Genomic DNA, 12,861 nt, shown 5'->3' with positions numbered 1-12,861 from the left:
CTCCTAGCGCTTGGTGATCGGTGCGACATAGAAGCTGTCCGTGGTGTTGTTCTTCTGGTACCCGCTGACCGAGGTGCTGGCCACCTTGATGGCGGGGTCGAGGAACAGCCAGTTGCTCGCGGCGTCCTCGGAGATCTGCCGGGCCACCTTCTTCAGCAGCGCGGTCTGCTCGTCGGCCGTCGCGGCGGCCTCCGAGTCCTTGACCCACTGCTGCACCTGCGGGTTGTCGTACTGCCAGTAGAACTTCGGGTCGCCGTACCAGACCAGGTCCCGCTGGTTGACGTGGGTCATGATCGTGGCCTGGAAGTTGTGGTTCTTGTAGACCTTGTCGGTCCAGGTGGCGTCGTCGACCGGGTTGAGCGTGATGGTGATGCCGGCCTTGGCCAGCTGGCTCTTCAGCCCCTGCGCGACGATGTTGATCGAGTCGGACGGCACGTAGTCGACAGTGAAGGACAGCCCGCCGGCGAACCCGGCCTTGGCCAGCAGCTGCTTGGCGCCGTCGACGTTGTACGTGTCGATGCTGGTCAGGTCCTCGTACCACGGGTCGGTCGGCGGCACCATCGAGCCGATCACCTGGCCGCGGTCGGCCCACACCGCCTTCAGCAGCGCCTTACGGTCGGTGGCCTGCCGGATGGCGTGCCGCACGTCCGGGTTGTTGAACGGGGCGACCGCGTCGTTGAAGTTGAACAGCTCCTTGGTCGTCGACGTGCCCTCCACGATGGAGAAGTCCGACCGCTTGTCGAACTGGGCGAGCATGTCCGGCGAGGTCACCTGGGTGACCAGGTCGAGCTGACCGGCGAGCAGCGCGTTGTTCTCGGCGGTGGCGTCCTTGAAGAACCGGTACACGACCTCCTTGTTCTTCGCCTTCTCGCCCCAGTACTTGTCGTTGCGGGTCAGGGTGATGGAGTCGCCCTGCTTCCACGCGCCCAGGCTGTACGGGCCGGTGCCGATGACCGTCGTCTCCGGGTTGCCGGCGTTCGGCTTCGTCACCGCAGCCCCGGTGGCGGTGAGGTAGAACAGGAACGACTGCGACCGCGAGGACAGGGTCACCTTGACCGTACTGTCGTCCGGGGCCTCGATCGTCTTCATGATCGAAAGGTTCTTCTTGCGGGCGCTGGTCGACTCGTCGGACGTCACCCGCTTGAGGGCCGCCACCACGTCGTTCGCCGTCAGCGGGGTGCCGTCGGAGAACGTCACGCCCGACCGCAGGTGGAACGTGTAGCCGGTGCCGTCCGGCGACACGTCCCACGACGTGGCCAGCAGCGGCTCGACCTTGCCGTCGTCGGTCAGGACGGTCAGTCCTTCGACGACGTTGCGCAGCAGTACCTGGGCGTGCCCGGTGTTACCGCCCTTGACCACGTTGAGGGTCGTCGGCTCGTTCAGCGAACCGATCGTGATCGTCGCATCGGCGTCGGCGGCGCCCGCCGACCCGGTGCCCTTCGACGAGCCGCAGGCGGCCAGGAGCAGCGTGAGGGCGGCGGTGGCCGTGAGCGCACCGAGCGGGCGCAGGTGGCGCGCGAGGAATCGACCGGCCGACGGCCGGTGGTGAGCGGTCATGTCCTTGCTCCAGGCAGGTGGGAGCCGCAGCGCGCGGTCGCGGCGGTGCGGTGACGAGGGTACTCAAAAGAGGGTGGAACGGACGTTGATGACGACGGGCAGCGCGGCGCTGGGTATCAGGGGCGCGGGCCTCGGTGATTGATCGTCAACAACAGCAGATACGGCGCGCGGCGACGACACGGACCGCGAGCGGGGTCCGGTCCAACGACAGCGCCATGTTCACGCAGGTCAGGGTACCTGATCGTGCAAGTGGGCCGACTGGCCGATCATGGTGTCGTTGGACACAGGCCGTCGGTGTGCGGCACCTGGGTCAGTGCCGGTTGACGATCACCTCGGCCACCCGCCGCAGCTCCGCCGGATCGGGCTGGAAGGCATCGGCGATGTCCGGGTGCAAGGCTGCCCGAGTCTCGGAGAGCAGCCGGTCGGTGACCTCGTCGACCGGCTCGCCGTCGTAGTCGTCGGAGACGACCTCGGTGGCCCGTTGCAGGGCCGAACTGAGCTGTTCCTCCAGCGGTCCGCGCAACTTCTCCGGTGCCGGGTCGAGGTCGGTCTGCTCGAGGGTGACATGCGGCTCTGCCATGGCTACCCGATACCCGTGCGGGGGGAGCTGGCAAACGCACCCGTCCGGACGCCGCCCTTCACCGCGGCAGGCCCGGTGCCGCGGTGAAGGCGACCGGCTGGTGCGCTGAGGGTCAGGTGATCCTTCGCAGGCGCTGGATGTCTATCGGGCCGGCGAGGAGGTCGTTCGCGGTGGCGACGAAATTCTGGAAATGAGGGGTCTTCATGTGTGCATCCAGCGCTTCCGGCCCCGCCCAATTCTCATAGAAGTAGAACACCGTCGGGTCGTCGATGGCCTGGTGCAGGTGGTAGGCGATGCAACCCTCTTCGTGGCGGGTCGGCTCGACGACGGCCTCGGCCGCCTGGCGCAGTTGTTGCTCCTTACCGGGCTTGGCGCGCAACGCGGCGATGATCGTCAGTAGGTCGTGGTCGCGTCCGGTCGGTGTGGTCACACCGGTCACTATTGCACGCAGGGCGGCGCGTAAACGCCTCGACCGATGTGGGCAGCGTGACGAGATTCCCGCTCGGCGGCCACGACGGGGCTCACTCGTCCTCCCCGGGGCGTGACCGCCGGGCGGGGAAGAGTCCGGAGCCGTGCGCCGGCCCGGGTGCGCCGTGGCGGGTGGTGGCGAACGCCGCGAGGGCGGTGGTGACGGGTACGGCCGCGATCAGCCCGATGGTGCCGACGGCGCTGCGCACGATCTCCTCGGCCAGATTGGGGTTGGTCAGTACCTCGTCGAGGGGGCGGTCGCCGGCGGCGAGGAGCAGGAGGAGGGGCAGTGAGGCTCCGGCGTAGGCCAGGACGATCGTGTTGATGACCGAGGCGATGTGGGCGCGGCCGACACGCCCGGCGGCCCGGTAGAGCTGTCCGGCCGACAGGCTCGGATTGGCTCGTGCGAGTTCGGCGACGGTCGAGGCCTGGGTGACGGCAACGTCGTCGAGTACGCCGAGCGCCCCGATGAGGATGCCGGCCAGTAACAGGCCGTGCATGTTCACCTGCTGATAGGTGATCGTGAGGTAGGTGGTGTCCTCGCCGGAGACGCCGGTCAACCGCGCGGCGCCGGTGGCGACGGCAGCCAGTACGCCGGTCAGCGTGAGGCTGGCGAGCGTACCGAGGACGGCTACCGAGGTGGTCACGGTGATTCCGTGGGTGAGGTACAGGACGACGAGCATGATCGCCGCGGACCCGACGATCGCGACCAGGAGCGGCGAGCGGCCGTCCAGGATCGCCGGCACGACGAACAGCAGCAGGACCGCGAAGCTGACCGCGAGGCCGGCCAGGGCGCGCAGGCCTCGCCACCGGCCGAAGGCGATCACTGCCACGGCGAACGCCAGGACCAGCGCCCACAGCTGCCGACCCCGCTGGTGGTCGATGATCTGGTAGGCCTCGCCGCTCGGGCTGTCGGGCAGGTGCATCAGAACAATGCGGTCGCCCACCTTGACGGTGGGGGCGCCCGGGCCGCCGGGCATGCCGGTGCTGACTTCCTTCCCGGCGTCCGGACCCTCAGTGAGGGTGGCCCGTGCCGTACCGCAGGACACCCGGTCGGCGGGTGCAGGGAACCCCGGTTCACCCGGTGGGCACGGAGCAGGGTGCAGGGACATGACCGTTGCGGCGATGCGCTGCTCGGTGTCGGGCTGGGTCGGCTGCGCCGTACCCGATGCGCCGTGCGGCCACAGCCAGACAAGGCCCGCGAGGGTGAGCACCGCTGCCGCGACGAGCGCGGTGAGTCCGGTCCGCCGCACCCCCGCCGACAGCGGCAGACGGGCGTGGTGGCTGTGGCCGGCCCCCGTCGTGGACTCGGTGACGGCGCTGGTGTCGTCGCTCACGTGTGCTCCCGGCCGGTAAGATGATCTTGACGGTGTCACACCTGTCGGCTGTGACGCCACCGGTCCGCCGCGCAGCTCACGTACGGTGCGGCCCGTTCGAGTGTGCCAAGGAGCCTATGGGGTCGTGCGTTACTGCACCGACAGGTGTACGTGGTTGGTGTGGTCGCTGGACGGATCGCCACCGCCACCGCTGTAGGAGCGCCAGCCGGTACTGGGCATCCAGATCTTCTTGAACCAGATGACGTAGAGCACGCCGAGGGCTCTGGCGTTGTAGACCAGCCAGTTGGCGAGGCGGTTGCCGTAGTCGCGATCGCCGCCGCCGGCCACGCCGCCGAAGCCGCTCTGCTGGACGGAGAAGTCGCAGGCGCGGCCCCGGGGATGCTCGCCGCCGTCCTCGGCGGAGCGGTAGCAGGAGGTGAACCGGGTGAAGCCGGCGGCACGGGCCTGTTGCAGGGAGTGCAGGGTGCGCGGGGTGATGCAGCCGGAGGTGGTCGGGTCGTTCTGGTTGCAGGATTCCCGGGCCAGAGTGCCGTCGGCGCGGCGGGCCACCGCGACCGCGCGTCCGCCGCTGGTGCCGCCGAATCCGCCGGTGGTCGCGCCGACGATGCCGAGGGCCTGCTCGGCGGCGTTGCGGCGCTTGTCCATCTCGGTCAGCTGTTCCTGCTGGGTCTTCATCTCCGCGTCGAGCGCAGCCTGCTGGCGGGCCACCGCCTCACGGGCCTGCCTGGCCCGGCGCAGCTGCCCGTCGCTGACACGGGCCTGCATGTCGAGGGTGAGGGCGCGTTCGAACATCCCGGTGGGGGAGTCGCTGTCGAGGAGAGCGGCCACCCCGCCGACCGGGCCGCCCTTGTACGCGGCCGCGGCAATCGCACCGACTTCGTCGCTGAGGCGGGACAACTCGGCCTCGGCGACCCGCTTCTGTTCGGTGAGCTGGGCGTGGCGCGCTTTGGACGCATCGAGACGGGCTGCGGCGTCGTTGAACCCGCGCGACGCCGCTTCGAGCTGGTCACGCAGGGACGCGCTGCCGCCTTCCGGGCCGGGTGTGCCGGGTTCGGCGCGAACGGGACCGGCGGGCAATAGTCCAATGAGGACAGCCGCGGCCAGGAGCACCGCTACCGGCAGAGCCGATCGGACACGGGCGGTGGACAGCGTCACGTACAGGTTCCTTCGCATCCACCGCCTGCCGGGTTAGCTGACGGGTTCGGGCCGGAACACGCCCTACCGCACGCTGCGGACTCACCCCAACGACCTGGGTCCCCGGCTCACCCTTGTGGTGACTCGGCGGCAACCACCGCGGCCGCCTCCGGCGACCTGCCAACGATGATCGGCACAGACCATAACGGTTGCAGACTGTCCCGCCAATGCCGGCGACCACTTCGTTTGAGGACCACTTCACGAGGTACTTGGAAAGCTACTCGGCGTCGCCAGAATCGCTGGCATCATTCACGAACGTCACTGACCGTGATGGTCAACTCGCTGCGTGACGGCGGGTGCGTTCAGACCACGGCGTCGCCGTTCGAGGCACTGCGAACGGCTCCGCCGTCGTAGCCCCTCAGAGGAGCTGGAGCAGTCTGTCGGTGAACTCGGCGGTCGTCGCCGCGCCACCCAGGTCGCCGGTGCGGACATCCGACTTGGCCAGGACCGTGGCGATGGCGTCGGTGACGTTCCTGGCCGCCTCGGGGTGGCCGAGGTGGTCGAGCATCAGCGCCGCCGACCAGATCGCGCCGAGCGGGTTGGCGATGCCGCGGCCCGCGATGTCGGGAGCGGAGCCGTGGACCGGTTCGAACATCGAGGGGAACTCGCGCCCGGGGTTGAGATTGGCCGACGGGGCGATGCCGATCGAACCCGCCACGGCAGCCGCGAGGTCGCTGAGGATGTCGCCGAAGAGGTTGGAGCCGACGACCACGTCGAAGCGGGTGGGGTCAAGCACGAACTTGGCGGCCAGCGCGTCGATGTGCTCCTGGTCCCAGCTGACGTCGGGGTGGGCTGCGCCGCATTCAGCGACCAGTTCGTCCCAGAACGGCATGGTGTGGATGATGCCGTTGGACTTGGTGGCCGAGGTGAGCCGTCCGCGGCGACGGGCGGCGAGCCTGAAGGCATAGTCGACGACCCGGGTGACCCCGGCCCGCGTGAACACCGCCTCCTGCACGGCCAGCTCCTCCGGCGTTCCCCTGTTCAGCCGGCCGCCGATCTCGCTGTACTCGCCTTCGACGTTCTCCCGTACCACGACGAAGTCGACCTGGCCGGGAACGGCGGTGCGCAGCGGGCTCTCCACCCCTTCGAAGACCCGGATCGGTCGTAGATTGATGTACTGGCGGAAGCCGCGACGGATGGGGATCAGCAGTCCCCACAGGGAGACGTGGTCCGGCACGCCGGGGTAGCCGACGGCGCCGAGCAGAATCGCGTCCGCCTCGCGCAGCTGGTCCAGGCCGTCCTCGGGCATCATCGCACCCTCGCGCAGGTAGCGCTCACAGGACCAGTCGTACGAGGTGTACGAGAACCCGATGCCGTGGCGCCGGCCGACGGTGTCCAGGACCTGCTGGGCGGGCGGCAGGACCTCGACCCCGATGCCGTCTCCGGGGATGAGCGCGATGCGGTGGTTCGTCATGGGCCGATTGCATCAGTACGCCCGGCGGGGTGTCCAACGAGAGCGGCGGTGAGGCGGTCGAGGTGGTGTCCGCGGTCAGGCGCCGACCGTCTCCCGCCGTCGCACGCGAGGCAGGACCTCCTTGGCGTACAGGTCGAACAGCTCGCGGTAGTGCGGGCCGATGTTCGCCAGGTACACCTCGTCGAAGCCGGCCCTGTCGTACTGTTCGATCATCGCCAGGTGCCGGCCGGGGTCGGGGCCGAGCACGAACAGGTCCTTGACCATCTCCGGTTCGACCAGTTCGCTCGCCTGCTGGAAGTGGCGGGGTGACGGCAGGACCACGGCCAGCTCACCGGGCAGGGCCATGTTGCGCCACTTCTCGTGCGCGATCCGCACCGCCTCGTCCTCGGTACGCGCGAAGCACGCCTTGAACCCGCCCTGGGCGGGCTTGGAGCCGCCGCCGCTGTCGCGGAACCGTTGCACCAGCTCGCGGTCCGGCTCGATGCCGATGTACCCGTCGGCGATTCGCCCGGCCACCGTGACGGACTTCGGCCCGAGGGCGGACATGTACACCTTCGGCGGCTCGTCGGGCAGCGTGTAGATCCTCGCGTGCTCCACGGCGTAGTGCTCACCGTGGTAGGTGACGAACCTGCCCTCCCACAGCTTGCGCATGATGTCGACGGCCTCTTCGAGCATGGCGAGGCGCACCACCGCCGGCGGCCAGGGGTCGCCGAGGATGTGTTCGTTGAGGGCTTCGCCGGTACCCACGCCCAGGGTGAATTTTCCGCCGGTGAGCACCGCGCTGGTGGCGGCAGCCTGGGCGATGATCGCGGGGTGGATGCGGACCGTCGGTGCGGTCACCGCGGTGGTGATCGGCAGCGAGCAGACCTGGCTGACGGCGCCGATCATCGACCAGACGAAGGGGCTCTCACCCTGCTCCTCCAGCCAGGGGTGGTAGTGGTCGGAGATCGACAGCGCCTCGAAGCCGGCCTGTTCGGCCAGCTTGGCCTGCTCGATCAACTCGCCGGGTGAGTACTCTTCGCACGACAGGAAGTACCCGAGTTTCATGCCGGTCGGCTACCCGCTGCCGCGCCGTCTACGCGGCCTGCGGCGTCCGTATCCCGCGACGCGGTCCGGACGGCCGCGGCAATTTCTGTCTAACGCTTGTGGAGCAGCTTCGCCGCCAGCACGGCGGCCTGGGTGCGCCGCTCCAGGCCGAGCTTGGCCAGCAGGCTCGACACGTAGTTCTTGACGGTCTTCTCGGCAAGGAACATGCGTTGGGCGATGTCGCGGTTGGTCAGCCCCTCGGCGATCAGGGCGAGGATGCGTCGTTCCTGCTCGGTGAGGTTTTTGAGCTCGTCGGGCTGGTCGGGGCCGCGGCGGATGCGGTCGAGCACGCGGGCGGTGACGGCGGGGTCGAGCAGGGACTGGCCGGCGGCGACCCGGCGGACCGCGTCGACGAGGTCGGTGCCCTTGATCTGCTTGAGGACGTAGCCGGCGGCGCCGGCCATGATGGCGGCGAACAGCGCCTCGTCGTCCTCGTAGGAGGTGAGGATCAGCGCCTGGATGGTGGGGTCCACGGAGCGGATGTCGCGGCAGACGTCGATGCCGCTGCCGTCGGGCAGTCGGGCGTCGAGCACGGCGACGTGCGGGCGCAGCGCCGGGATGCGGTGCCCGGCGTCGAGCGCCGAGCCGGACTCGCCCACGATCTCGATGTCGCCGTCGGCCTCGAGCAGGTCGCGCAGGCCACGCCGGACGACCTCGTGGTCGTCGAGCAGGTACACCCGGATCATGCGTCGTTTGTACCCCATGCGCCGCCGGGCCGGGCCCGCCGCGACCGGGTGGGCTGTATGTCCTGGTGTTCAGGCCCGCAATGCTGGGCTCCGGAGCCTGACATCGCACGGCCGTTCGTGACCGAGGGCCTGGATGTGGCCGGGCAGGATAATGGTGTGAGGATGGGCGACGTGGGTGAACAGAACGGGTGGATCAAGCTCATCGAGGCCGATCCGGGTCATTCGCAGTGGTACATCGAGCGTTTCCGGTCGATGGCCAGCGCGGGCGAGGACCTGGCCGGCGAGGCGCGTTTCATCGACGCGATGCTCGCGAGGCGGTCACGAGTCCTCGACGCCGGTTGCGGCGCGGGTCGGGTGGGATCGTTTCTGGCCGCGGCTGGCCATGAGGTCGTCGGCGTGGACCTCGATCCGGTACTCGTCGCCGCGGCTCAGCAGGATCATCCGGGCCCGCGCTGGCTGGTCGGGGACCTGTCGGAGTTGGACCTTCCGGCTCGGGGCATCGTCGAGGGATTCGACGCCGTTGTCTGCGCGGGCAACGTGATGACGTTCGTCGCCCCGAGTACCCGTCGCGACATTCTCCGCCGGATGCGAGTACATCTGCGCGACGGCGGCCGCGTCGTCGTGGGGTTCGGCACCGCACGGGGCTATGACGTCGAGGAGTTCCTCACCGACGTCGAAGCGAGCGGGCTGCTGACCGACCTGCTGTTGTCGACCTGGGACCTACGTCCCTTCACCGAGCGGTCAGACTTTCTCGTCGCTGTCCTGCGACCGGCGTAGCTGCGCCGGCCACGCCTGGCGTGGCCGGCGAAGGCGCTCGGCCCTCGGGCGTGACCGTCGCGTCCGAGAGCGGCCGCCCGCGCCCGGGGTTATGCGCGGTAGCGCGGCGCCCTGCCAGGGGATCTGCTCGCGGCTCGTAGGAGGGCCTCAACATCGGTGAGTTGCTCCAGCGCGGCCGGATCGGCAAGGCCGGGCACGCAGACCAGTTCACCGCGTTCCAGGCCTACCAGCGACGCTGCGACAACGTCGTCGGCCGGCATGCCACCGTCGCCGTGCACTCGCGCTTCACGGCCGCCGACCGACTCCATGCCGGTGGTCAGGTGGAACTCCGTCGCGGTCAGTCCCGGGCACAGCACCTGAAGTTGCACCGGGCGATCACCGAGTTCGGCCGCGAGGGTACGGGTGAACGTCACGACGTAGCCCTTGGTGCCGGCGTAGGTCGCCCGGTACGGCAGGGGATTCGGCGGCATCGCCGAGGCGAAGGCGAGCAGAGACGCGACGTTGACGACCGCGCCACGTCCGCGGTCGAGCATGCCGGGCACCGCGGCCCGGGTGAGCAACGTGGGCGCGACGACGTTCACGGCGATCACCTGCTGCAGCACCCCGGGTTCGACGTCGGTGAACGACCCGTACCCGTTGATCCCGGCGTTGTTGACCAGGAGCGCGACATCGTCCTCGGCGACACGCTCCGCGACGCGGTCCAGGTCGTCCTGCTTGGCGAGGTCCGCCGTGACGGTCTCCACCTTGATGCCGGACAGTCCAGCGGCTAGGTCGTCCAGCCGTTGCCCACGGCGCGCGACCAGTACCAGGTTCCACCCGTGTTTGGCCAGCTCACGGGCGTACACCGCGCCGATCCCCGAGGACGCACCGGTGACAACCGCGGTCGCGCCCCGCCCTTCAAGGTCAAATGCCATAAGCCTTATTCAACGCCCCCCACATTCCCCGGCCCGTGCTGGGTACTGTCCGGCCGTGGGTCCTGGCATGGCGCCTGCTCCCGCAAGGACGCTGCCCACCCCGGGGCGGTGTCCGGTACCGGAGGGCACTCCGGAGACCGGATTTGAACCTCAAGCGCGGCGGACCGCCGGTCCGCCACCGTCCGGAATGTGATTGCTGTCCCAAGTTGACCTGCCGGTTCGTGCCTTCCAGGAGGTGATGGGGACCATCACCGTCCGGGGCAGTGGGGTAACGGCGCCGCATGGGTACCCCAGTGGAAACGACCGGGACGAAAGACGGGAGAAGGCGCATGGATGACGGGAGCTCGCCAGGGCAGGACGGCCGTCAGAGCCCGCGCCACCGGGTGCTGATCATCGGGTCGGGCTTCGGCGGCCTGTTCGCCGCCAAGGCACTGCGCCGGGAACCGGTGGATGTGACGATCGTGGCGCGCACCGGCCACCACCTGTTCCAGCCACTGCTGTACCAGGTCGCCACCGGCATCCTGTCAGAAGGTGAGATCGCTCCGGCGACCCGCGAGATCCTGCGCCGGCAGCGCAACGCACGGGTACTGCTCGGCGAGGTCACCGACATCGACCTCGCCACCCGTACCGCCACCGTCACCGCACCCGGTACCACCGGTACCACCTACACCGTCGGCTACGACAGCCTCATCGTCGCTGCCGGCGCCACCCAGTCGTACTTCGGCCACGACGAGTACGCCGAACACGCGCCCGGTATGAAGAGCATCGACGACGCGCTGGAGCTGCGTGGGCGGATCTTCGGGGCGTTCGAACTGGCCGAGTTGGAAAGCGATCCGGCTGTGGTCGATCGCTGGCTGACCTTCGTCGTGGTGGGCGCCGGTCCGACCGGCGTGGAGATGGCCGGGCAGATCGCCGAGCTGGCTCACCGCGCCCTACCCGGAGACTTCCGCCGCATCGACACGCGTAACGCGCGGGTCCTGCTGCTGGACGGTGCGCCGGCGGTCCTGCCCTCGTTCGGCGATCACCTGTCCACCCGGGCGCTGCGCCAGCTGCACCGCCTCGGCATCGAGGTCGAGCTGCAGACCACCGTGGTCGGCGTCGACGAGACCGGCATCGAGGTCGTCGACTCGGCAGGCAACCGCCGCCGCATCGAGGCCATGACCAAGATCTGGGCTGCCGGCGTCGCCGGGTCCCCGCTCGGCCCGCTGCTGGCCCGGGCGGCCGGCGCGGAGACCGACCGGGCCGGCCGGGTCATGGTCGAACCGGACTGCTCCCTGCCCGGGCACCCGGAGGTGTTCGTCGTCGGCGACCTGATGAGCCTCAACCGACTGCCCGGTGTGGCGCAGGTCGCCATCCAGAGCGGCCAGCACGCCGCCGGCCAGATCGTCCGCCGGTTGAACGGCAAGCCAACCGGGCAGCCCTTCCAATACCACGACAAGGGCAGCATGGCGACCATCTCCCGGTTCTCGGCCGTCGCCAGTGTCGGCAAGGTGCGCCTGTCCGGCTTCGTCGGCTGGCTGCTCTGGCTCGCCGTCCACCTGCTCTACCTGGTGGGTTTCAAGAACCGCGTCACCGCAGTGCTGCACTGGTTCGTCAGCTTCATCGGTCGCGGCCGTTCCCAGCGGACCGCCACCATCCAGCAGGTGCTCGCCCGTACGGTGTTGCGGAGAGCAGCAGAGGACCCGGCTACTCGCGTGGAAGTCTCTTGACCCTGCCGGTTCCCGGTCAACGGGTGCACTGGGCAGCGAATCGGATCGTCGGTCGCCCAGGGCGGCCGGACGTGCGCCCCGCGCGTGCCTGCCGACAAGCTCTGGATCTCAACAGGATCGCTACTCGTTCGGCGTCGACCGGGGCATTGCCGAGCTTCCGGCGGCCCCGGGCGGGACGCGGGAATGAGCGTTCTCTCGTCGGCGTTGACCTCCCTGCGTCGTTCCGACCGCACGGCTGGTCCGCATCAGCGGGCCGCTGGTCCGGGGATGTCTCCCGAGGAAACGGCGTTGACACACAGGCAGCCCGGACCGGGCCGAGTCACTCGGCACGAGACCGGGCACCGGTCGTGGGAACCATATCCGCGTGTTCGGTGTTGAGTCCTTAGGCGCCAGCTCAGGACACGTCTACCCGGCCAATGGCGTTGACGATGCATGTGGTCTGCCGTCGTGACCTTGCCATCTCCCTGCACGGATGCGGGGAATGCTGGGGACAGAGGCGGTGTTGAACCACTTCCACCGCCGGTGCGGGTTCGCCCGTCCGGCGGTCGTCTGGTCGGGGGAATTGTTCCGGGGACTGCGGCGTTGACGTAGAAGCGTCGGATCCGGTGCCGGGTCTTCTCGGTACAGGGTCGGGGCGCCGGCCGCGGGAATGAAGTTCCGGCGGTTGGAGTTGAACTCTCAGTCGCTCGCTCGTACGGCTGTGTCCGTGCGGTCGCGGTTGCCGGTTGCGGGAATGACTTCCTGGTCCACGGCGTTGATGTGAGGGTCCTCTGCTCGGTGTCGGGCTGCTGCTCGATGCGGGTTGGACTGCCGGTCGAGGGGAATGAAGTTCCCCCGGTCGGGGTTGAGGATGGTGTTCGCCCACCTGGCGTCCTGGTCACCGGCCAACGGATCGTCCATCTCGGACGGTCGTGGCTGGGATGTGACGCAGGACAAGGTCGTCGGATTTGACGATCATGGTTGGGCGGGCGTAACTTTCTCTTTGCCCGCGGGGCCGCCGGAGATCGAATTCCGGAGGTGGCGGGCCAATCCAGGCGGGTGGCGCGGACAGCGCCGGCCTTGACTGGCGCCCGATGGCGTGACCGTTTCAGCTGGATCCGAGGTCCGTTTGGAACAGGTTGAGACATCGGGTAGAGTGG

Annotated in this window: 11 protein-coding genes and 1 riboswitch; of the genes, 2 read left to right on the top strand and 9 right to left on the bottom strand. The window is 69.1% G+C overall.

From position 1 onward, the window contains the following. Positions 1–3 precede the first annotated feature (3 nt). From Pme01_RS26555 to Pme01_RS26520, 8 genes are all read right to left on the bottom strand, one after another. Entirely contained in the window at positions 4–1,557 is a 1,554-nt protein-coding gene (locus Pme01_RS26555) for an ABC transporter substrate-binding protein (RefSeq protein WP_168117686.1), read from the bottom strand. Between the two features lie 310 nt (positions 1,558–1,867). After that, a complete protein-coding gene (locus tag Pme01_RS26550; RefSeq protein ID WP_168117685.1) occupies positions 1,868–2,137 on the bottom strand; it encodes a hypothetical protein in 270 nt (89 codons plus the stop codon). 112 nt (positions 2,138–2,249) lie between these two features. After that, a complete protein-coding gene (locus Pme01_RS26545; protein WP_168117684.1) occupies positions 2,250–2,567 on the bottom strand; it encodes a putative quinol monooxygenase in 318 nt (105 codons plus the stop codon). A 91-nt stretch (positions 2,568–2,658) separates the two neighbouring features. Beyond that, positions 2,659–3,942, bottom strand: coding sequence for a YibE/F family protein (locus Pme01_RS26540; protein WP_373315529.1), 1,284 nt, complete (start codon positions 3,940–3,942; stop codon positions 2,659–2,661). Positions 3,943–4,071: 129 nt separating this feature from the next. Then, positions 4,072–5,097: a coiled-coil domain-containing protein gene (locus Pme01_RS26535; protein WP_239088481.1), complete on the bottom strand. Its 1,026-nt coding sequence runs from the start codon at positions 5,095–5,097 to the stop codon at positions 4,072–4,074. A gap of 6 nt (positions 5,098–5,103) precedes the next feature. Next, positions 5,104–5,236, bottom strand: a riboswitch (cyclic di-AMP (ydaO/yuaA leader). Positions 5,237–5,494: 258 nt separating this feature from the next. Beyond that, a complete protein-coding gene (locus tag Pme01_RS26530) occupies positions 5,495–6,550 on the bottom strand; it encodes a tartrate dehydrogenase (protein ID WP_168117682.1) in 1,056 nt (351 codons plus the stop codon). A gap of 75 nt (positions 6,551–6,625) precedes the next feature. Then, complete coding sequence (locus Pme01_RS26525; RefSeq protein ID WP_168117681.1) at positions 6,626–7,597, bottom strand: TIGR03557 family F420-dependent LLM class oxidoreductase; 972 nt, start codon at positions 7,595–7,597, stop codon at positions 6,626–6,628. 89 nt (positions 7,598–7,686) lie between these two features. Then, positions 7,687–8,322, bottom strand: coding sequence for a response regulator (locus Pme01_RS26520; RefSeq protein ID WP_168117680.1), 636 nt, complete (start codon positions 8,320–8,322; stop codon positions 7,687–7,689). A 162-nt stretch (positions 8,323–8,484) separates the two neighbouring features. On the opposite strand from Pme01_RS26520, the gene Pme01_RS26515 reads away from it, so the two are divergent. Continuing rightward, on the top strand, positions 8,485–9,099 hold the full coding sequence (locus Pme01_RS26515) for a class I SAM-dependent methyltransferase (RefSeq protein WP_203935891.1): 615 nt from the start codon (positions 8,485–8,487) through the stop codon (positions 9,097–9,099). An 89-nt stretch (positions 9,100–9,188) separates the two neighbouring features. Here the strand turns inward: Pme01_RS26515 and Pme01_RS26510 are convergent, their stop codons facing one another. Further along, entirely contained in the window at positions 9,189–10,013 is an 825-nt protein-coding gene (locus Pme01_RS26510) for an SDR family NAD(P)-dependent oxidoreductase (protein ID WP_168117679.1), read from the bottom strand. Between the two features lie 329 nt (positions 10,014–10,342). Here Pme01_RS26510 and Pme01_RS26505 point away from each other — a divergent pair, with 329 nt between their 5' ends. Further along, the gene (locus Pme01_RS26505; RefSeq protein ID WP_168117678.1) at positions 10,343–11,722 is read left to right on the top strand and encodes an NAD(P)/FAD-dependent oxidoreductase; all 1,380 of its coding nucleotides are present in this window, start codon (positions 10,343–10,345) and stop codon (positions 11,720–11,722) included. Positions 11,723–12,861: the final 1,139 nt, after the last annotated feature.

Source organism: Planosporangium mesophilum, assembly GCF_016863255.1.
Taxonomy (GTDB): Bacteria; Actinomycetota; Actinomycetes; order Mycobacteriales; family Micromonosporaceae; genus Planosporangium; species Planosporangium mesophilum.
Note: the sequence above shows the minus strand (reverse complement) of the source record. Positions and strands in the feature narration are given on the sequence as shown.

Excerpts from the sequence above, each read along its gene's own strand:
- Pme01_RS26520 (WP_168117680.1), bottom strand. The coding sequence starts at position 8,322 with ATGATCCGGGTGTACCTGCTCGACGACCACGAGGTCGTCCGGCGTGGC.
- Pme01_RS26515 (WP_203935891.1), top strand. The coding sequence starts at position 8,485 with ATGGGCGACGTGGGTGAACAGAACGGGTGGATCAAGCTCATCGAGGCC.
- Pme01_RS26530 (WP_168117682.1), bottom strand. The coding sequence starts at position 6,550 with ATGACGAACCACCGCATCGCGCTCATCCCCGGAGACGGCATCGGGGTC.
- Pme01_RS26505 (WP_168117678.1), top strand. The coding sequence starts at position 10,343 with ATGGATGACGGGAGCTCGCCAGGGCAGGACGGCCGTCAGAGCCCGCGC.
- Pme01_RS26555 (WP_168117686.1), bottom strand. The coding sequence starts at position 1,557 with ATGACCGCTCACCACCGGCCGTCGGCCGGTCGATTCCTCGCGCGCCAC.
- Pme01_RS26510 (WP_168117679.1), bottom strand. The coding sequence starts at position 10,013 with ATGGCATTTGACCTTGAAGGGCGGGGCGCGACCGCGGTTGTCACCGGT.
- Pme01_RS26525 (WP_168117681.1), bottom strand. The coding sequence starts at position 7,597 with ATGAAACTCGGGTACTTCCTGTCGTGCGAAGAGTACTCACCCGGCGAG.
- Pme01_RS26550 (WP_168117685.1), bottom strand. The coding sequence starts at position 2,137 with ATGGCAGAGCCGCATGTCACCCTCGAGCAGACCGACCTCGACCCGGCA.